The organism is Mucilaginibacter agri (genome assembly GCF_009928685.1).
GTDB lineage: Bacteria > Bacteroidota > Bacteroidia > Sphingobacteriales > Sphingobacteriaceae > Mucilaginibacter > Mucilaginibacter agri.
In genome coordinates this window covers 36,205-57,678 of the sequence record NZ_WWEO01000045.1, presented here as the reverse complement: position 1 = coordinate 57,678, position 21,474 = coordinate 36,205, and the positions used below count along the sequence as shown (strand labels likewise).

The following is a 21,474-nucleotide window of genomic DNA, read 5'->3' as shown; positions in this document are numbered from 1 at the left end:
AGGCATTAATTAAAATGAAAGATCTAAACCAATGGACGTAATAACCGGAATTGGATATGCTCCTCCCGGATTCTCCGGATCTGTTGCGGTAAAACTCTTGCTCTTAATAGTAAACAAGTTAGTTCCCTGTAAATAGACCCTTGCGTTGGTGACCTTGATAGACCGAAGCGCGCTCTTCAAATTATAGCCAATCTGCAAATTCCGCATTTTGAGGTACGAACCGTTTTCGAGGAAGTAAGTAGATGTCCGCCCTTCGTTATTCCTATCCACCAATGTCAAAGCCGGAATAGTTGACCCTGTATTGGTTGGCGACCACGCATCCATCACCCGGGTGCCCCAGTTTGTTCCGGGCCATAGGGATGAAAAATCGGTATATGTTTTGTAAGTGTTATAAACGTTGATACCCTGTACTCCCTGGAAAAATGCGGCCAGATCAAAATTCTTATAACTGAGGTTGATATTCAAGCCATAAGTAAAGTCGGGGTTGCCGTTTGAAATAAATGTCCGGTCGCTCGCATCTATTTTACCATCGCCGTTTAAATCAGCAAACCGAATACGCCCCAAGCCCTTACCTGGTTGATCTGGCGAATTAGTTACCTCGTCTTGCGAGGTGAACAACCCCTGGGCAACGTAACCATATATGGAGTTAATCGAATGCCCCAAAATGGTTTGGGTTGAACCGTTACCCGGATAAGCGGTTAAAACCTCCGATGGCAGGTACGTTACCTTGTTGCGGAAAGTGGCAAAATTGCCGTTTAGTTGTAATTTCCAATCAGTTCCGAAATCGTTCTGATAATTAAGCGCAACCTCCACGCCTTTATTCTGCATGTTACCACCATTGAAAGTTTGGGTACCGCCCTCGCCAATCACGGCCAGATAACCCGGGGTTATCAAAATCCCGGAAGTTTTCTTGATAAAGTAATCTACCGAACCGGTGATTTTTTGCTCCATTAAGCCGAAGTCGAGGCCAATGTTATGCTCTTTGGTTTCTTCCCATTTTAAGTTTGGGTTACCTTGTTGAATTTTAACAAAGCCTGAGGGCAAAGTGCCAGTTCCAGCACCGGTAATGTCATAGGCTGTACCACGGTCGGCATTGAATGTTGGATCTGTACCGTAAATAGCACTATAAAGCGAATAGGTAGCATAGTTGCCGATATTCTGATTACCGGTTACACCATAATCATAACGCAATTTCAGGTCAGAAATAAATTTCTGTTTCTTCATGAAATTTTCCTGGCTTATACGCCAGCCTACCTGCGCGGAAGGGAAAAATCCATACCTGTTATTCTCGCCAAATCGTGAAGAACCATCCCGTCTGAGCGTTACTGCTGCCAGATATTTATTATCAAAGGCATAGTTGATTTTTCCGAAGTACGAGAGCAGAGAATAAGCGCTGCCATTACCGCCATTTAAAATATTAGTAGAACCGGCGTCCAAGTAAGCATAATCAATAGTTTCGAGCGCGTAACCTTGTCTGCTGCCAAAAAAGTTTTGGTTAATAAATTTCACAGACTCCTGGCCAGCAAGAAAATCAAACTTGTGCTTATTGTAGCTAAAGTCATAAGTTAACGTATTCTGCCAGATCAGGTTGCCATCATAGTTTTGGGTATTATTAACAAGATTAGATGGATCGGCAAGAAAGCCCGAAACATACGATTTGCGTAAAGTTCGCTGATAAGTCCCATCATAATCTATCCCGTAGCTTGTTTTGAAATGCAAGCGAGGCAAAATGGTGAGATCAGCAAACACATTACCGACTATGCGCCCAAAATAACTCGAATTTTGTTGATTATCCATAATCTGGCGCACGGGATTTTGCCTGTCTGTCATACCTGGTGCAGGGCCGCCCCACCCGCCGGTTACCGTATATACCGGAACTATAGGTTGTTGAACAAGCGCTGAGAAAAGTGCGTCGCTTACCGGAATCAGTTTGTCTTTCACATAGGTAGCATTCAAATTTTCACCTACCTTCAGCCGGCCATCAAAAAAATTGTGATCAGTGTTAACCCTGAATATTATTTTCTTGACGTTGGTTTCCTTAACGATACCATTATTGTCATAATAATTCATCGAAAGGAAACTGTTTCCCTTTTCGCTGCCGTTTGAAAACGCTACGTTGTAATTTTGAATAACCGAGGTCTGTGCAATTTCATCAAACCACTTAGTATCTGCAGGTTGCATTGTTTTGGCTGCATCTATATAAGCAGGCAGGATTACTTTATTAAGGACAGGGTTATTGAAATTATTATTCCAGTCAAATTGGTAGATCTGGTTATTATTCGGATTGGTACCATCATTTACGGAAGCACGCCAGTAAGCCTCTCCGCGCTGTTGCGTATTGAGTACAGACAACTTGGTGTTGTAGTATTGCAGCGAGGCGTTTCCGCTTACATCAATACGGCTAAATCCCTTTTTACCTTTTTTAGTGGTGATGATAATAACGCCGTTGGCTGCGCGAGAACCATAAATAGAAGCTGAGGCAGCATCTTTCAATACTTGAAAAGATTCGATATCATTTTGATTGATCTCTTCCAGGCCACGCGTAGTCGGGATACCATCTATTACGTATAAAGGATCATTATTATTTAACGTACCTATACCGCGTATTCGCACTGTAGTACCGCCCTCGGGCGCGCCGTTTGTTGTAATATAAACGCCGGGTATACGGCCTTGCAGCGCTTTGGTTGGGCTGCCAAGGGGCACATCCTTAACATCGGCCATTTTTACCACCGCGACTGCTCCCGTAACATCAGCCTTTTTTTGAGTTTGGTAACCCGTTACAACAACTTCATTCAAGCTGCCGGAGGAATACTCCAGTTGAACGGCAAGCGGCTTAGTTTCCCCTTTAAATACGTGCGTAACCGATAGCATACCCACATAGCTAAATGTCACACTCTGATTTGCCGATACTTTTACGGTAAACTTACCGGCGTTGTCGCTCGTCACCGTCTGTAGCGGCGACTTAACGGTAACACCTGCAAGCGGCGTACCGAGGTCTTTACTGGTTACTACCCCAGACAGGCTTTGCTGCTGGGCAAATGCCGCACCATAAAGCAGCATTAGAAAAAGTAATAATTTAATTTTCATAATCAGGCAATAGGATTTATAAATTGGTAATTGGTCTTCTTTTAGCTCTTTAAACGTTTAAAGGACTAGGGCGAACTGTTTCCGAAATCAATAAAGTGTTTACAAAAAATCATGTTTATCGCTTTAAACGTTTAAAGACATATGCAAAAAATTATTCCCGGCAACTTTTTTCTATAACTAACTGTGTCTCCAGGTAAATTTGGTTAACCGCCCGAGGCTTGTTAATAGAATCCAGCAACATGGTTACCGCAATTTTCCCCATTTTCTCCAAGGGTTGGCGCGCATGGCTAATTGGACAACTAAAGAGTTCAAAGGCTTCAGATTCATCAAAGCTGAACACCGAAATATCATCAGGCACTCTCACTTTCAGGCTTACAATTTCCTTCAACCCGCTGATCGATAACCTGTCGGTGGCAAAAAAAATCGCGTCACATTTGTTTCCGGATACTAATTGTTGAATAGCTTTTCGCATGTCACTTTCATAATGACTTGACCGCACAAAAAGTGACCATCCAGGATGATGTTCTATGCCGTGTTCTTCCAACGCGGCCAAATATCCTCTTGTTCTTTCCTGTAGATTATGCAACTGCGCATTGTAATTAATAAAGGCAATTTTGCTATGCCCTTGATTAATTAAATGTACCGTCGAGTCATACGCAGCCTTATAATTATCAAGCAAAACACTATTAGTCAGTATATTAGGAAAATTTCTATCAATCAAAACAAAGGGAACATCCGACTTCTGTAGCGTAAGTATCGACTGCTCTGCATGTTCCACCGGCACCAGGATAAGCCCGTCGACCTGATGATTTACCAGTACGTTCACCAATTCCGAGAACTTGTCGCTGCTTTCGTTACTACTGCCGAAAATCACCGTATAATTTTTTCGCTTAGCCTCCGCCTCTATTGCCCGGGTAATGCCGGAGCTGAACCGATAATTAATATCGGCAACAATTAAACCAATAGTATTAGACTTCCGTGTCTTCAGGCTTTTAGCCAGCTGGTTGGGACGATACTCTAGCTCCTCTGCAGCGCGCCTGATTCTTTCCGCTACTTCTTTTCCTACCTGCTTCTCTTCTGCTTGCCCGTTAAGCACATACGAAACCAGCGCCGTTGATACGCCGACGTGCAAAGCGATGTCTTTCAGACCGACTTTCTTCATTTGGAAAAGATAGTAAAAACAGGGTTTACAATTGGTTTATAAATCAAATATAATACTTTAAACGTTTAAAGCAAATTTTTTTGCTTTTTGAGGTGATAACGCTCCTCCCAAATAGTATAAAGCGACAACAATATTAAAATTGCTTCACATAACTGAGTTTAAATATCAGGTGTTCTTCGGTTTCTGTCTGTACAGGACGATCAACTATCTGATAACGGTTGCCGCGGTTATAAATCAGGTAAACATAACTTAGCGGGGAAAACTCCCATGCCAATCTAACGTTATAAGCATCCGACTCATTAATTGAATTTTTTTGATAAATACCGGTAAGCTGTACCCTAGGATTGAGCGCAAAACGCCCTTGCAGAATGTAGAGGTTAACTGTTTTAGAACTCTCCAGCGTGCCAACATGGGAAAATGAGTTTTGATTAAACTCACCCATGAGTGAGATATGAGGGTTTGGGGCAAATTGTAGTTTATAATCTGTAGTAGTTAGTTTCCCATTAAAATATTGACCCGTTGTTAACGTAAAGGCACCATTGATCATCTTGGAAGGATTGGATTGAAAAAAGAACTGGTGATTGAAATAGTGGTAATCGCCAGGCGCTATCTCGACATCGAGGGGCGAAAAAACAGCTGTCAAATGCTGCCAGGTTCCCTGAACGCCGTACCCGAAGTATCCGCCGTTCTTGAAATTTAGCCAAATTGGAAAAATCGGCAGATCGAATTCAGAGAATTTGCCCGTCGAAGCAACATGATATAATTCCGGAGTAATGCCTGGCGCATAGGATAAAAGGAAGTTTTTAAATGGTAATAAGTTACCACGATAAAAATAATTAGCACCAGGTGTTGTGGCAATTACGTCGCTTCTGGAAACAAAGCCCATTTGAGGATCGAAATCTTTAGTGATCAGCGATTGTGTCCACCAGATCTCATGGGCGTTCGTAATATTAAAATACTGTACAATGCCGCCAAATCCTTTTGCACCCGTATTTGTGGTAGTTGATTGAGAAAATATGGCATTTATGGAATTAGCCTGCCCTATTCTGAAAAAACCGTCGACGGTTGTTTCAATATTCGCTGCGCCCGGTAGCTGCTTCAGGGTAACAAGCCCTCCAATTCTATTAAGGCTCCCCAGATTATGGGAAAAACGTCCAACGAAAAAGTTTGTCCCCGGAATACCCTCATACCCTTCTTGCCTAATCGCCATTGCGCCATAGTTCATTTCTGCCGAACGGTAAACAAAACGGCCGCCTCCGGCGATGGGAACCGGATCACCGTTAGCGCTTAATCCTATATTGCGGCTATTAAAAGGCTGATAACGCATAGAACCGCCTGCGTTATCGCCGTTCATGCTGATCTGCACACCGAACAAAGAAGCATTTTCTAGAAAGAATTGTCTTTTCTCGGGAAAGAAAACATTAAACCTCGATGTATTATTAATTTGCTGATCAACATCTGCCTGCGCAAAATCTGTGTTGGCAGTCAAATCTAAGACGGCATTCGGCGTCAACGCCCATTTAACATCTCCACCGACTTTAAAATTGGACTGTTTCGGTAATGTCGGGTCGTTATAATTATAACGATCGGTTGAAGCGAGAATGTATGGGGCAACAATAATATTGGAGGTAGGCGGTGGAGGCTCGAGGCCGGTCAAAACACCCGCGTAATTCATATGAGCAGAAGTGAAAATACGCGGATACGGCGAAAATGCGCTGGTTTCATTACTTAACCTGCGATTCCGGTAAATATTAAATCCCCAGGATTGTGTGCTATCCTTTGTTTTGGGGTAACGCAAAGATTTCCACGGTATTGCCATCTCTGCAACCCAGCCGCTATCCGTACGTAAAGTCCGAACTTTCCAAAGTGCATTCCAGTCGATATCGTAATAAGTATCATCGAATGAAAGCTGATCCCGTTGCACACCGTAAGCATTAGTTGCGAATACCATTGCGTTTCGCTGATCATTAAAGGTATCAAATGCCAGGTTGACAAGATCGTGTTTTAAAAGATCAAAATCCCGGGCGAAATCCGTGGCCATAATCGCTTTCTTGCCTTGTGGATCGGCACACAGCACGCCTATGTACAAGAAAGTTCTGTTATATAATACTTTTATAGTAGTAGGGTAATTAGACGGCTTGCCTTGATAGGGTTCGATCTGGGTGAAGTTAGTTGCCCCAATGGCGGTTTTCCATTCTGCCTCGTTAAGTACACCATCAATATTAAGGTTTGAGTTGATTTTTATAGCCTTAATCTCCCGACGAACCGTTGAAGGATTGAAAAGAACTGCATCCTGAGCAAATACCGGCTGGTAGGAAAATAACAAGAAGACAGCAAAAAGTAACCTTCTTAGCATTTAGGTGGTTTGGGAATTTTAAATTAAGAATATATCGGTTTATTCTAAAGCGTTTCAAATTAAACTTAAAACCGCATATTTCGCATTGCAACTTAAAATATTCTCCACGTCATTGAAGCACGAATGTTATAGCTGCGATTCTATAAATTGTAAAACTTTACGGCATTCATTCCAAATATTAGTTCCTGCTCCGCGACCGAGAAATAATCGGTCACAATAGTCATAACCTGCTCATAGCTGGCAGCTGCAAGGCATACCGGCCAATCGCTTCCGTACAACAGCCGTTTTGGTCCAAATGCTTCGCTAACAACATCGAGATAAGGCGTAAAATCGTTTTTTTTCCAATCGGTTAAACTTGCCTCGGTAACCATTCCCGAAACTTTACAACTTACATTATCAAACAGGGCAATCTTACGTATCTGTTTAGCCCAATTCTCTAACTCCCCCGCACGTATATTAGGTTTAGCGATATGATCCACAACGAATTTTTGATTTGGAAAGGCTTTTACCAACTCGGCACTATAACCCAGTTGATCTGAATTGATGAGTATATCATAAGTGAAATTATATTTCTTTAACAAGCTGATGCCCCTTTTAAAATCTGGTTGCAGCATAAACGCGCGATCTGGTTCGGCTTGCAATATGTGCCTAAACCCCTTTATTGCCGGCACTTGGCTGTAATAAGCCAAACGCTCTTCCACACCTTTTGCCCTAAGGTCCACCCACCCTACTACCCCTTTAATAAATGGATTTTCTGAAGCATGGGCTAGCAGCCATTCGTTTTCACTTTCAGTTTGCTCTGCCTGAACGCTTACACAGCCATCTATACCATTTTCTTTTAAAACAGGCTCAAGGTCGGCCGGCAAAAAATCCCGCCTAATGTTTGCCATATCGTCAGTTATCCAATCAAAGTCAATTGGGTTATACGTCCAAAAATGCTGGTGTGCATCTATATGCATGGCCTGGCGCTTACAGTTGAAATATTTGATCCATCAATACCCATTTATCACCGGCAGCAGCCCAGGGCAAAGGTTGTTGAAATTGCCACATCAATTTTTCCCATTCCTGAACATACGGATTACCTGCGTCCATGTCAGCTTTTCGTTCAAAACTGAAAGTTTCATCGGTATCCATAATCATAAACAGACGATTAGCGGTACGATAGATCTGCATACCGATGATGCCCGAGTTTTTAATGCTGGCCTTTATTTCTGGCGGAATGTTGCCGGGGGCATGCCAATGTTCGTATTGATTTATGAGCGCTGCGTCATCAATCAGATCCAGCGCTAGGCAATATCGTTTCATATAAAATTTATAATACTGTGGCAGGTTCTACAACATCCTTGGCAACCACTTTGCAGCCGGTTAAACCAAACAAAGTAATAATAACAAAGCAGCCTAGGGGCACAACGTACCCTAATTGGATATTGCCTGTAGCATCACTGATGTAAGCAAAAATACGGGGCACAATTGCGCCGCCCACAATAGACATAATTATTAAGCTGCTGCCAAATTCTGTATCTCCCTGCAAATCTTTGATCCCTAAAGCAAAAATGGTTGGAAACATTACCGACATAAAGAAACAAATGGCTATTACTGCGTAAATGGTGATCATGCCGGTGGCGGTTATAGCTACAACACACAATAAAATATTTATTGCGGCATAACTAGCCAATAACCTTTGGGGCGCTATATATTGCATAATGCCGGTACCCAAAAAGCGCCCAATTAAAAACGCCAGGCCACATAGCCCCAGGTAATCTGCGGCTTGCACCTGGCTAAGGGCAGCAGATTTACCGGCGTATAAAATAAACAAGCTAAAAACGCACACCTGTGCACCTACGTAAAAAAACTGGGCGGCAACGCCCCAGGCCAAATGCCGATGCGCTAATGCGTGAAATAAACTTTTGCTAGCTGGGCGACCTTCTGTATGTTGAATGCGGGGCAATTTGGTTAAGGCAAATATGATGGCGATAATTACCAGCACGCTGCCTAAAATAAAATAAGGAGTTTTTACCGATGATGCTTCGGCAGCTAATGCCAACTGCCTGTTTGCAGCGGTCATGGCATTAAGTTCTGCATCGGTATGGCCTTTGGTAAGTATTACGCGCGCGCCGATAATTGGGGCAAGAAACGCGGCCAGTCCGTTAAATGACTGTGTAAAATTCAGTCTTTGAGTACCGGTCGTCGGGTCGCCGAGCGCTGTTGCATACGGATTGGCCGCGGTTTCTAATGTGGTAAGTCCGCATGCGATAATAAATAAGGCTACCAGGAAGAAATTGTATTGCTGTGTATTAGCTGCCGGAATAAAAAGATAACACCCTGTGGCAAACAACAGAAGACCGGTAATGATGCCTATTTTATAACCAAACTTCCGCATAATGAAGCCCGCTGGCAAAGCCATAAAAAAGTAGGCTATAAACACTGCCGAATCCACCAATGTTGCTTGCACTGTAGTAAGCGTAAACGATTTCTTTAAGTGCGGAATTAATATTGGATCGAGGTTATGGGCAAAGCCCCATAAAAAGAACAAAGTGGTAATTAACAGGAATGGGAACAGATTTTTATTTCGCGCCATTTTGATCGTCAATTTTATCAGTTAAGTTATATCGCATTTCATCATTACACATATCAACAAAACTGCTGTGCAGGTCATCAACATGCACAAACACAGGCCCAGCCAATTAATATCACCCCGAAAAGCAGCAATGCTGTACAATTGGGAAGCCTTGTTTGTTATAAAAAACTGCCTTTATGCTCTGTTTATAATTGGTATTAGCTTTAAAAGACAACAAAAAGCCAACGCCTCAATATAGGTTCTTTTTTAATAAAAAGATATTAATTTGTGTAAACAGGCTTTATTAACACGGCATGTTTTAGAAGTCTTTTTTGGCGCTCTATATCGATGATATGTTGAAAAAACCTAATTTAATGGCTGCAATACATACCTATTGCAAACTCTTATCGTTTATATTTCATTCGGGTTAAATGTATTTTATACAGCAAAAATTAATACCTTAACCCGCCAGGAATTATAACCAAATTACAACACGCCAGGATACCATGTCAACAACTCAAAATGGCTTTCTTCAAATCCATCCGGAAGATAACGTATTAGTGGCTTTGACTGATTTACAAAAGGGTACACCAATACATTTTAATGAAAAAACGTTTTCATTAGCTACAGATGTCGCCGCAAAGCATAAATTCACCGTCGAAGCATTAGCCAATAATGCAGAGATATTTATGTATGGCACGTTGGTAGGAAAAACATGCGCGCCCATTCCACAAGGAGCTGCTATTACCGTTGATAATATCAGGCATGCGGCTGCAGATTATCATTTAGGCAATCGCAAAACAGCCTGGACAATTCCCGGCGAGGCAGAATCTTTTAAAAACCGAACATTTTTAGGATACTATCGCCAAGATGGCTCAGTGGGCACGGCCAACTATTGGCTGGTTATTCCCCTGGTTTTTTGCGAGAACCGCAACATTAATACTTTAAAGGAAGCATTAAACGAGAAACTTGGTTTCGCCACCCCTCGTGGATATCAAAATGAGGTAAGCAGTTTGGTAGATATGTACCAAACGGGCAAGTCAGTTAAAGAAATTCTTGAAGCCGATTTGCTAACCACTCCTGAGAACAATACCGCCAATAAATTATTTCCTAACATCGACGGCATTAAGTTTATTAACCACGATATGGGTTGCGGCGGTACACGGATTGACTCCGACGCCCTTTGTGGCTTGTTGGCCGGTTACATTACCCACCCAAATGTTGCCGGCGCTACCGTACTGAGTTTAGGCTGCCAGCATGCGCAGGCGGCTATTTTACAGGATGAAATCAAAAAACGTGATCCCAATTTTAGTAAACCACTGGTTTTGCTTGAGCAACAAAAGCTAGGTACCGAGCAAATATTAATGCATGAAGCCTTAAAACAAACCTTTGCAGGATTAATTGAAGCAAACCAGGCAGAACGCAAACCCGCCCCCTTATCTAAACTATGTATAGGCTTAGAGTGCGGCGGTTCTGATGGCTTTTCGGGGATTTCCGCAAACCCCGCTCTAGGTTATCTATCTGATATCCTGGTTGCATTGGGCGGGAGTGTTATCCTGGCAGAATTTCCGGAATTGTGTGGGGTTGAACAAGACTTGAGCGATAGATGCGTAGATGAGCCAACTGCACAGCGTTTTATGAACCTGATGCGCACCTATAACGCGCGTGCCGAAGCCGATGGTTCGGGCTTTTACGCCAACCCATCACCGGGGAACATTAAAGACGGTTTAATAACCGACGCTATTAAATCGGCCGGGGCTGCAAAAAAAGGCGGTACATCCGCCGTAACAGCAGTTTTGGATTATCCCGAAAAAGTAACTAAGCCAGGGTTAAATTTACTTTGCACACCTGGCAGCGATGTAGAAAGCACCACCGCCGAAGTGGGCTCGGGTGCCAATATTGTTTTGTTTACTACCGGCCTGGGCACCCCTACCGGTAATCCCATTACGCCGGTAATTAAATTATCAACCAATACGGCTTTATATAATCGCATGCCCGATATTATTGATATCAACTGCGGTAGCATCATCGAAGGAATTGAAACCATTCCTGCCACCGTTATCCGGATACTGGATTATGTGATAGACGTGGCTAGCGGGGTTAAAATTCCCAAGGCGGTTAAGCTTGGGCAAGACGACTTTATTCCATGGAAAAGAGGTGTTTCATTATAACAATTTAAAATGTTCAATCTAACTAACAAATCGGTTGTAATAACGGGCGGAGGCAGCGGCATAGGCAAGGCCATCGCAATTCTGTTTGCCAGCCAATCGGCGCTTGTCCATATCTTGGACCTCAACCTTGATGCAGCTAAGCAAACCGCGGCAGAAATCACCGATAAAGGAGGCGCAGCGTTTGCGTATAAAGTGGATGTAACTGATCAGCAAGAAGTATTGGAGTTAATCCGAAACATCGGCGTGGTTAATATACTAATCAACAACGCAGGCATTGCGCATGTTGGTAACCTCGAGCATACTGAGGAGGCTGATTTTGACAGAATTTACAACGTAAATGTTAAAGGTGCTTACAATATGCTTTATGCTGTAATACCGTTGATGAAAGCCAATGGAGGAGGTGCTATTCTTAGCATGGCATCCATCGCCTCTACCGTTGGCATTAAAGACAGGTTTGCCTACTCCACAAGCAAGGGCGCCATATATGCCATGAGCATGTCTGTAGCCAAAGATTATATGGATGATAACATCCGCAGCAATACAATTTCGCCCGCACGGATACATACACCATTTGTAGATGGATTCATAGCAAAAAACTATCCCGGCCAAGAAACCGAGATCTTTGAAAAACTATCAAAAAGCCAACCCATAGGTAGAATGGGCAGCCCAGAAGAGGTAGCGCATCTCGCGTTGTACTTATGCTCTGATGAAGCTTCATTTATTACAGGCAATGATTACCCTATTGATGGTGGCTTTATTAAACTTAACAACTAACACATACCTATAAAATGAAACTTATAAGATACGGCCAGCCGAAAGCCGAAAAAACCGGTATTAACATAGATGGTGTAAATTACGATACATCTGCTTTTGGCGAAGATTATAACGAGCAGTTTTTTGAAACTGACGGATTATCGCGTTTGCAGAACTTTGTTGACGAGAATAAAGATAATTTAAAAGAAATAAACGCTGACGAACGCATTGGTTGCCCGATAGCGCGACCGTCAAAAATTGTGTGTATCGGCCTTAATTATAAACTTCATGCCGAGGAAACCGGCGCACCGTTGCCACCAGAACCAGTAGTGTTTTTTAAATCAACTACGGCGCTGACCGGTCCGTTTGATGATATCGTGATTCCGAAAGACTCGGTAAAAACAGATTGGGAAGTTGAATTGGCCATAGTTATTGGTAAGGAAGCATCTTATGTAGATGAGGCAGAAGCTATGGAATATGTAGCCGGTTATTGCTTACACAACGACGTTTCGGAACGGGAATTTCAGTTAGAAAGAAACGGAACCTGGGATAAAGGTAAAGGTTGCGATACTTTTGCACCGGTAGGCCCCTGGATGGTTACTAAAGATGAAATAAGAGATGTACACAACCTGCGCCTTTGGCTCTCACTTAATGGCAAAATGGTTCAGGATGGTAATACATCAGACTTTATTTTTAACGTACCGTTCCTGGTGGCTTATGTGAGCAAATTCATGACTTTATTGCCAGGCGATATCATATCCACGGGTACACCAGCAGGTGTTGGGCTGGGCATGAACCCACCAATGTACCTAAAGCCCGGCGACGTGGTTGAATTGGGAATTGACGGACTTGGTACGGCAAAACAAAACTTACGGGCCTATTCTAAAAAATAGTTCACTACTGTGAAGCAAAAGTGTATAACTAAATAAAGTTCAAGGCTATATGAATTTAAACATTGAGGGGAAGGTAATTATTGTAACCGGTGGTGCGCAAGGTATTGGTAAAGGCATTGTGATGTTGCTTGCTAACGAAGGAGCCATACCGGTAATTGTAAGCAGAACGGAGGCTACCAACAAAGAGACAATGGCAGAGGTAGAAGCCCTTGGCGGACAAGCGTTTCAAATACCGGCTGACTTAACCGACCCGCTTCAATGTGAATCAGCTGTACAAAAAGTTATAGCCCAATTTGGGCGTATTGACGGATTGATAAATAATGCCGGCGAAAATGATGGTGTGGGCTTAGAATCTGGCAATTACGAGAAGTTTATGCGCTCGCTACACAAAAATGTGATACACTATTATTTGATGGCCCATTATGCTTTACCCGAGTTGAAAAAAACGCAGGGTGCTATCGTTAACATCACATCAAAAGTAGGAGAAACCGGGCAAGGCGGCACTTCTGGTTATGCGGCCTCTAACGGAGCGCGTAATACTTTAACCCGCGAGTGGGCTGTTGAGCTTTTACCCTGGAATATACGCGTGAACGCAGTGTCTGTGGCCGAGTGCTGGACCCCGCTTTACGAAAGATGGATAGATACTTTTGAAAACAAGGAAGAAAAACTTGCCGACATACAAAAAAACATTCCGCTGGGCCAGCGGATGACTACGGCCGAGGAAATTGCCAACACAGTAGTGTTCCTGCTTTCACCTGTATCCAGTCACACCACCGGTCAAATTATTTTTGTAGACGGTGGCTATGTACATTTGGACAGGGCATTGGATAACACTAGGAAAGAATCTTAGATAGCCTCTGAAACAGGAGGGGTCAGTTTAGTCCTTTCGTTTAGGCGACGGACTTACCGAAGTCCAACCGCCATCGATAACGATATTTTGTCCGGTGATTTGTTGCGACCGGGGTGAGACCATAAATAAGGCTGCATTTGCAATATCTGCTACTACGGACGGCCTACCCATGGGTGTTAGTTCCGACCAGGTGTCATTGTAACTGCTATCTTCCATAGTACGCTCGGTTAAAGTAGCGCCAGGTGCAATTGTATTAACGGAGATTTTGAATTCGGATAATTCTACCACCAGGCTTTTGGCCAGCATCTCTAAGCCGGCTTTGGTCATTCCGTATGCTGCAAGATCCGGATGCGCTTGGTGCCCGGTGGCTGATGACATGAACAGAATGCTTCCGCCACTTTGCTGTTTAATAATTTGCCGGGCGGTGCGTTGCGCCAGATAGAAGCTTCCTTGCAAGTTCAAATTCATTACTTTTTGTAACGACTCAACAGGATAATCTAAAAAACTTCCGAAAAGTGTTATACCTGCATTCGCTATTGCGATAGTGAGTTTGCCAAATTGCGCTACCGCAGTATCAACCATTTGCTGAATAAAATCAAGGTCTGATGCATCGCCGTTTAGCGCCATGCAATTGCCCCCCAATGCCCGGATAGCTGTAACGGCGTTTAATAGCAATGTGTCGTCTACGTCGTTAATCAATACGTCTGCTCCCCGAATACATAGCTCTTTTGCAATTTCAAAACCAATGCCCTGCCCCGCCCCCGTTACAATAGCTACTTGTCCGTTAAAATCTCGTGCTTGTATATCTTGCATTCCTATTTATATTTTTAGTGAGAATCCCTTAATACCTTACTGCCAGAACCTCCTTTTAAAAAGTCAAGATCGGCACCAAGATGGGCTTGTTCAACATGTGTTTGATACATGCGGGTATAACCGCGTTCTGCCACCTTTGTTGTACTCGATAATTGCTCTTTTCTTGAGGCTATTTCTTCGTCACTTATCGCAATGTTTAGCGAACCAACGGGTACGTCTAATGTAATCACATCGCCATCCTGTACAATTGCCAACGTGCCGCCAACGGCCGCTTCCGGCGAAACGTGTAAAATCACGGTTCCAAATCCAGTGCCGCTCATGCGCCCGTCGGATATACGTACCATATCGGTAACACCTGTGTCCATAACCTTTTTAGGTACCAGCATATTCCCTACTTCGGGCATACCCGGATAGCCTTTTGGGCCAACATTTTTTAATACCAGCACGCAATCTTTATCTACATCGAGCCCGGGATCATTAATACGGTGATTAAAATCTTCAATACTTTCGAAAACTACCGCGCGCCCCGTGTGCTGCATCAAATGCGGGCTGGCGGCCGACGGTTTTATGACGGCTCCATTTTCGCACAAATTACCTTTTAAAACAGATATTCCTGCAACAGGATTGAACGGACTATCTAGCGTACCAATTACTTCCGTATTAAAGCACTCCGCATCCTCATAGTTTTGTGATATGGGCTTTCCGCTTACGGTAATTGCTTCCTGGTGTAATTTCTCTTGCAGAGCTTTCATCAAAGCAGGTAAGCCACCTGCGTAAAAAAAATCTTCCATAAAATACTTCCCGGAGGGCTGCAAGTTCGCGAGCAGCGGTATTTTCAAAGCTTTCGTATTGAAATCGTTTATGGTTAAATCAACTTCCATCCGGCCGGCAATCGCTAGCAAATGAATAATAAAATTGGTGGAGCCGCCAATTGCAGCGTTTACCATTATGGCGTTTTCGAAAGCCTCGCGGGTTAATATGTCCGACATTTTGAGATCTTCCCTTACCATCTCTACAATCCTGCTGCCAGATAGATGCGCCAATGCTTTACGACGCGAATCTGCCGCCGGTATGGCTGCATTTTGCGGAAGCGATAAACCAAGCGACTCCACCATGCAAGCCATAGATGAAGCAGTGCCCATAACGGCGCAATGCCCCTGGCTACGTGCCATGCAAGCCTCTGCAGCAAACATCTCTTCCTCGGTCATCTTGCCGCTTTGCTGATCGGCAAAGAAACGCCAGATATCTGAAGTGCCTATATCCCTGCCTTGATATTTACCGGTAAGCATCGGGCCACCGGACACTACGATTGTAGGGATATCAACGCTGCAAGCTCCCATAACCAATGCGGGCGTTGTTTTATCGCACCCACATAGTAAAACGACACCATCCAAAGGGTTTGCACGGATCGATTCCTCAACATCCATGCTTACGAGGTTGCGGTACAACATAGCTGTTGGCTTCATCAGGGTCTCCCCCAAAGACATAACGGGAAATTCGACCGGATAACCGCCTGCTTCGTAAATGCCATTCTTTATCGATTGTGCAAGTTCTCTGAAATGAGCGTTACAGGGGGTTAACTCGCTCCAGGTATTGCAAATACCGATAACCGGCTTACCTTGCAATTGATGTGCTGGGATGCCCTGATTTTTCATCCAGGCACGATAGATAAACCCATCTTTACCCTTCCTTCCAAACCATTCCTGGCTTCGTAGTTTTTTAGGCTCGGATATAGTATGCCCGTCTGGTATTATTTCGGTTAAATCCATAATCTATTTTGGTGTTGCGGATAATTGGCAACCAAAAATATGCCCATTAAAGGGTGTAAAAAAACACGCAATTTGCTTTTTCTGATACAATATTTACATTTGGTATGCTGTTATATATTTGAATTTGAAGAAGATATTACGGGAGATAAATACCCCGGACAACTCGAGCATTATGGTGAAGGAGGAAATAGCCCCGCAATTTGCGGCGCCATTTCATTTTCACCATGCGTACGAATTAGCCTTCATTGTAAACGGGCGGGGTAAGTTTTATGGTGCTGATCGTTTGCTGAATTTTAATACGGGCGACATCTATTTATTTGGCATAGGGTTTCCACATTATTTCGTTAACGAAAAATCGTTTATTGATTCCGGTGAATTGGGGCATTCTATTATCGTCCAGTTTAATGAGGATTTTCTGGGGCATGATTTTTACTTAAAGCCGGAATTTAAAGCAGTAAAAGCATTACTAAAAAACGCCGATCGGGGTATTAAAATAAATCAACCATCACCCGAACAACAAAAGATTCTTACCGATCTTGTTAATCAAAATGGGTTAAAAGCACTTGTTAGTTTATTGCAGTTACTCGAAAACCTATCGTCTCTCGGGCCGAAAGATTTGTCGTTAATAGGTTCTGAAAACTATATACGAGAACAATCCATAGATAATAAAACAGACAAACTCGACACGGTTTATCAATATGTATTACAAAACTTCAAGGGGGATGTAGACACCCAACACGCTGCAAACCTGGTGTGCATGAATGAAGCCGCATTTTGTCGTTATTTTAAAAGGCGTACCAAAAAGACACTCTCCCAATTTACAAACCAGGTACGCATAACACATGCCAGCATGTTGCTCGCGGAAAAAAAAACAAGTATTTCGGCTGTTTGCTATGAATGCGGATTTAGCAATCTATCTTATTTCAACAGGCAATTTAAGCTACTCATTGGCAAAACACCTTTTGTCTATCGTAAGGAGTATTAACCAAACCGAATACCATGACCATGTACAAGACTTATGAGCCTTTGCTTATAACGGTAAATTATCGTTTTGACCTAGTTTTAAAATAGCATCGCTCATAGTGCTTTCTAAGTGCCTGTATTGTTGAGGGCAACGGGTCGGATCAGTGATTACAAATGTATCGCCAGAAAGCTGCATGTGGAAACGATGCTTCACCCCTTCCGCCATCACATAAACCTGAAAATTCAAAAGCTTTCTGATCTGCATCGTATAAAACTCAAATTCGGCATCATCCAGCTGGATTTTGAAATTATTAGTCATGCGGCAAAGATAATCTAAGGACTACAATCGCTATAATCAAATTTCGTTATGCCGAATATATACCTTGTATCCAGCACTATAATTTGATTAATCTAATACGATACACACTACCCCATTTGCATTAAGCACGCTTTTATATTCCTTTAAATCAATTATTTGAATAGTAAGTTATTTTTAATACTTTCGCCGCCCTTCAAATTTTCATTATTTAATTACGCTTTATGAAGAAGTTATTGTACGGAATTGATTTTGGCACAACCAACTCGGCTTTGGCCGTTTATGATGAAGAATCGAAAGAAATAACAAGTACAATAATTATTCCTTCGCTCATTTACTTCTATCATGAGTTTAGCGCAGTAAATGAAAAAAACTATGTGGTTGGCGAAGAAGCAATTGCAGCATACTTAAATGATAATATGAGAGGACGTTTTATTAAATCGATAAAGCAAATATTATCAAGAAGCAGCTTTACGGAAACCCGTATCCATAACAAACGATACACTGCTCACGATCTTGTGGCTATTATTTTGAAGGAGCTTAAAGAGCGGGCAGATAAATTAATGGAGGTTGATTGCCGCAAGGCCGTAATTGGCCGCCCCGTTTTTTTTGACGACGATGATGTTAAAAAAGATACGCTGGCACAAACCCGACTGAGTAAGGCAGCAGAAATTGCCGGATTTGAGGAAGTACGCTTTCAATTTGAGCCTATCGGAGCAGCTTTTGCCTATGAAAAAAAGCTCGTAAAAAAGGAAAATGTGTTAGTAGCCGATTTGGGCGGAGGGACTACGGATTTTACCTATTTAGTGCTCGACCCTGTGAAAGTGGGTAGCAAAGACAGAAAAAACGACATGATTGCGAGTGGTGGGATTTATGTAGGTGGGGATAGCTTCGACTCTGCCTTTATGTGGGAAAAGGGCACGCCATATTTTGGTAAAAACACCCAATATGAGGCCACTCCGGGCAAAATACTAACAGTACCAAAATCCCTTTTCGCTAATATTTGTTCGTGGGAACAAATGAACTTCTTTAATGTGCCACGCATCAAAAAAGATATTGACGACTACTACTATTATTCGGGCAACAACCGTCAATTTAAAAACCTGATCACGCTGCTCGAGAATAATTTAGGTTATTCAGTTTTTCAATCGATAGAAAAAACGAAGATCTCACTTTCAAAAGCTGATACGACTTCGTTTACCTATCATAAGATGGACATCGACATTGATGAAGATATCTCTTTGTCAGTTTATGAAGATATTATTGCTAAAGATGTAGCCAGGATTGCTAATTACCTTGATAAATTTATGCTTGAGAATAATATCGATGCTGAAAACATAGACAGTTTATTTTTGACCGGTGGTACTTCAATGGTGAGCAGCATTCAAAAGCTTTTTAAAAGTAAGTTTCCACACGTTAATCTTAATTCGGGAGATAATTTCAAAAGCGTTGCTATTGGTTTAGCTTACAGCGGTTATCTATTTTAAAATTCGATTTGACAAAGCATTTAACAGAACACCAAGAAAATCGGAATCCTGATTGAATATATTGCAACAAACCCCAACGGAATTGTCGGGGTTTGCTATTTATATTATTAAACTTATTGTAAAGATAAACTATTCAACAGGCTGATTTTGAAATAGATGACCATGTTTTTTATAAATGTAGGTTTGAGAAACCCGTTGCTCATGTAGATCGCTCGATCTACTTTCGCCATGCTTTCGGTAATAAAAATGATTACCTGCTATTTTTTTAATTCTGGCGCCATTCTCGGATACACGTATCCAAAACTCATAGTCTTCCCAACAAAGCATTTTTTCATCAAGCCCGCCAACCTGGGCCCAGTAACTACGCCTGAATGCCGAGCAACAGTGAACGTGATTTTTATCGAGCTGCATATCTAACGATACTGTTTCGGGCACGGGCCACCGCGAGGCGATGTTACCAAATAGTATCGCATCCGGATTAACAACGTCGGCATCCTTTCTTAACATTTTTTCTGCCTCAAATAGATACTCCGGGCCTAATTTGTCATCAGCATCCAGCATTATTACAAAAACACTGTCTGTTAACCCGATACCCTTGTTGCGCGAATGCCCCGCTCCCATTTGTTGTTCGTTTCTTATATACTTTATAAAGGGATAGCTGTTTGTCAGTCTACGACACACTTCCGCAGTATTATCTGTTGACGCATCATCTACAATGGTTATAATATAATCTGCATGGTTATAGAGAACCGAGTTCACCGCTTCCTCTAAAAACCGACCGTAGTTTCTACATGATATTACTATATTCCAGGTAACGGGAATAAATTGGAGCTGCATTCTATTATACTCAAGGGCTCTCCTCACTGCCAGCGCAACATACAAGCAATGCTCTTTTTCGAGGTATAACGCAATGCCATGTGTGCTATCGTCTGCAAGTAGTTCTATATCGCCTAAGATGGCATTGTTGTGTTTGCCTAAAAGAAGTGTAAAAAACTTATCTGCTTCCCGTAGAAATATAAAATCAGTTGGATTCTCTTTCAGATAATCGTCCAACACATTAATCCACGCTTTTTGGATAAATGCCCCCCAGCCGAGAAAGGAGATTTGCGTAGAGGGGTAATCATAGATTTCTTTTACCGCAAAGTGACGGGAAGATAAACCATACGCTATCCGCGAACTATCCTGCAAAAAGGCTTCATAGAGTTCCTGTATATTATTGATAATGGCATCATCGTCCTGAAAGTACACCACGTTGTTTTTTGCCTCTGCCGCGCAAAGAAATCGTCCGTAACACATCGTATTCTCGGTTGAATTGATCACCCGCACTTTAGAACCTTTTAGCGTAAGCTGGTATGATGGGTTGTTGTTCCAAACAATAATTTCGTCAAAAAATGGATAAGCATAAATGCTATCGATTATCTTCTGAATATTACCCGGTCTTTTATAGGATAGCAGGCAAACAGAGACTTTATCGCGGGTTATTTTTTTAACCGAAGTATTATTTTGAGTTCCATTTTTGCCTTTATTGCCGTTCAGTTTTGAGGTTGCTTTTTGCGCCCTTTTATTATTGGCAATATGCACACCCCACTCTTCGCCCATAATTTTTTTCACTGTCGACTCATCAACGGGGTGCCATAAATTGCTGGCTGTATTTTTAGAACTTGTGTTATGGTGATGAACTGATGCCACATAAAAATTGTGATCGGCCAGCGCAACAAATGAAGTTAATTTACGCGCAAAGATAAAGCGGGTATCGGAAGCTACCTGCATATCCGGGAACGGCGATTTGGCCCAAAAACTGCGTGTATAAAGCAGTGAGCCTCCAGCCAACCATGGCTGCGCGTGCGGCGGGTATTTATACAACCAACACTTGCCGGTGGTAAGTTCCCTGAACAGCATTTGCTGCAGGCCGCATACTTCGGCGTTTTTTTTCAATAATTCGTTAACCTGGTACCTTATACGGTAAGGAGCCATCCAATCGTCATCGTCCCAGTGCATAATAAGATCGCCGTTAGATTCGCGAATACAATAATTCCGCTTTTCGCCAAGCGTCATTTTTTTCTGGATTCGCTTATATCTTATCTGTTCATGCGGCGGGATAAGATCTTCCACACTGTCGTCACCGTCGTCCACTATCAGCAGCTCTTTATTATTATAATCCTGCTGCAGAAAATAGCGTATAGCATCCGGTACAAACGATCGCCTATTGCTGGTAGGCATAATACATGAAACTAATGGCAGAACAACATTTTCCATCGACACTTGAAATAGTTTATAGTATCAGATTATTAAAAAAG

16 protein-coding genes are annotated in these 21,474 nt (G+C 42.5%); 6 read left to right on the top strand and 10 right to left on the bottom strand.

What is annotated here, in order from left to right:
* Positions 1–9: 9 nt before the first annotated feature.
* From GSY63_RS20345 to fucP, 6 genes are all read right to left on the bottom strand, one after another.
* Complete coding sequence (locus GSY63_RS20345) at positions 10–3,087, bottom strand: SusC/RagA family TonB-linked outer membrane protein (RefSeq protein WP_166587698.1); 3,078 nt, start codon at positions 3,085–3,087, stop codon at positions 10–12.
* A 151-nt stretch (positions 3,088–3,238) separates the two neighbouring features.
* Entirely contained in the window at positions 3,239–4,249 is a 1,011-nt protein-coding gene (locus tag GSY63_RS20340; protein WP_166587697.1) for a LacI family DNA-binding transcriptional regulator, read from the bottom strand.
* Between the two features lie 133 nt (positions 4,250–4,382).
* Positions 4,383–6,605: a carbohydrate binding family 9 domain-containing protein gene (locus GSY63_RS20335; RefSeq protein ID WP_166587696.1), complete on the bottom strand. Its 2,223-nt coding sequence runs from the start codon at positions 6,603–6,605 to the stop codon at positions 4,383–4,385.
* A gap of 140 nt (positions 6,606–6,745) precedes the next feature.
* Positions 6,746–7,564, bottom strand: a complete 819-nt coding sequence (locus GSY63_RS20330) for an amidohydrolase family protein (protein WP_166587695.1) — start codon at positions 7,562–7,564, stop codon at positions 6,746–6,748.
* A gap of 10 nt (positions 7,565–7,574) precedes the next feature.
* Complete coding sequence (locus tag GSY63_RS20325) at positions 7,575–7,910, bottom strand: L-rhamnose mutarotase (RefSeq protein ID WP_166587694.1); 336 nt, start codon at positions 7,908–7,910, stop codon at positions 7,575–7,577.
* Between the two features lie 7 nt (positions 7,911–7,917).
* Positions 7,918–9,183 (bottom strand): L-fucose:H+ symporter permease, encoded by a 1,266-nt coding sequence (gene fucP / locus GSY63_RS20320; protein WP_166587693.1) that lies wholly within the window; start codon positions 9,181–9,183, stop codon positions 7,918–7,920.
* A 485-nt stretch (positions 9,184–9,668) separates the two neighbouring features.
* Here fucP and GSY63_RS20315 point away from each other — a divergent pair, with 485 nt between their 5' ends.
* From GSY63_RS20315 to GSY63_RS20300, 4 genes are read left to right on the top strand one after another with little or no spacing between them, the layout of a single operon-like run.
* Entirely contained in the window at positions 9,669–11,333 is a 1,665-nt protein-coding gene (locus GSY63_RS20315; protein ID WP_166587692.1) for a UxaA family hydrolase, read from the top strand.
* A 9-nt stretch (positions 11,334–11,342) separates the two neighbouring features.
* Positions 11,343–12,107 (top strand): SDR family NAD(P)-dependent oxidoreductase, encoded by a 765-nt coding sequence (locus tag GSY63_RS20310; protein WP_166587691.1) that lies wholly within the window; start codon positions 11,343–11,345, stop codon positions 12,105–12,107.
* 14 nt (positions 12,108–12,121) lie between these two features.
* A complete protein-coding gene (locus GSY63_RS20305) occupies positions 12,122–12,979 on the top strand; it encodes a fumarylacetoacetate hydrolase family protein (protein ID WP_166587690.1) in 858 nt (285 codons plus the stop codon).
* Positions 12,980–13,028: 49 nt separating this feature from the next.
* On the top strand, positions 13,029–13,829 hold the full coding sequence (locus GSY63_RS20300) for an SDR family oxidoreductase (RefSeq protein ID WP_166587689.1): 801 nt from the start codon (positions 13,029–13,031) through the stop codon (positions 13,827–13,829).
* A gap of 27 nt (positions 13,830–13,856) precedes the next feature.
* Here GSY63_RS20300 and GSY63_RS20295 read toward each other — a convergent pair whose 3' ends face one another.
* Positions 13,857–14,642 (bottom strand): SDR family NAD(P)-dependent oxidoreductase, encoded by a 786-nt coding sequence (locus GSY63_RS20295; protein ID WP_166587688.1) that lies wholly within the window; start codon positions 14,640–14,642, stop codon positions 13,857–13,859.
* A gap of 14 nt (positions 14,643–14,656) precedes the next feature.
* Positions 14,657–16,411, bottom strand: coding sequence for an IlvD/Edd family dehydratase (locus GSY63_RS20290; RefSeq protein ID WP_166587687.1), 1,755 nt, complete (start codon positions 16,409–16,411; stop codon positions 14,657–14,659).
* 124 nt (positions 16,412–16,535) lie between these two features.
* Here GSY63_RS20290 and GSY63_RS20285 point away from each other — a divergent pair, with 124 nt between their 5' ends.
* On the top strand, positions 16,536–17,396 hold the full coding sequence (locus GSY63_RS20285) for an AraC family transcriptional regulator (protein WP_166587686.1): 861 nt from the start codon (positions 16,536–16,538) through the stop codon (positions 17,394–17,396).
* Between the two features lie 45 nt (positions 17,397–17,441).
* On the opposite strand, the gene GSY63_RS20280 is transcribed toward GSY63_RS20285, so the two are convergent.
* Positions 17,442–17,693, bottom strand: coding sequence for a hypothetical protein (locus tag GSY63_RS20280; RefSeq protein WP_166587685.1), 252 nt, complete (start codon positions 17,691–17,693; stop codon positions 17,442–17,444).
* A 221-nt stretch (positions 17,694–17,914) separates the two neighbouring features.
* Here GSY63_RS20280 and GSY63_RS20275 point away from each other — a divergent pair, with 221 nt between their 5' ends.
* Positions 17,915–19,177: an Hsp70 family protein gene (locus GSY63_RS20275; protein ID WP_166587684.1), complete on the top strand. Its 1,263-nt coding sequence runs from the start codon at positions 17,915–17,917 to the stop codon at positions 19,175–19,177.
* Positions 19,178–19,306: 129 nt separating this feature from the next.
* On the opposite strand, the gene GSY63_RS20270 is transcribed toward GSY63_RS20275, so the two are convergent.
* Positions 19,307–21,433: a glycosyltransferase gene (locus tag GSY63_RS20270; protein ID WP_166587683.1), complete on the bottom strand. Its 2,127-nt coding sequence runs from the start codon at positions 21,431–21,433 to the stop codon at positions 19,307–19,309.
* Positions 21,434–21,474: the final 41 nt, after the last annotated feature.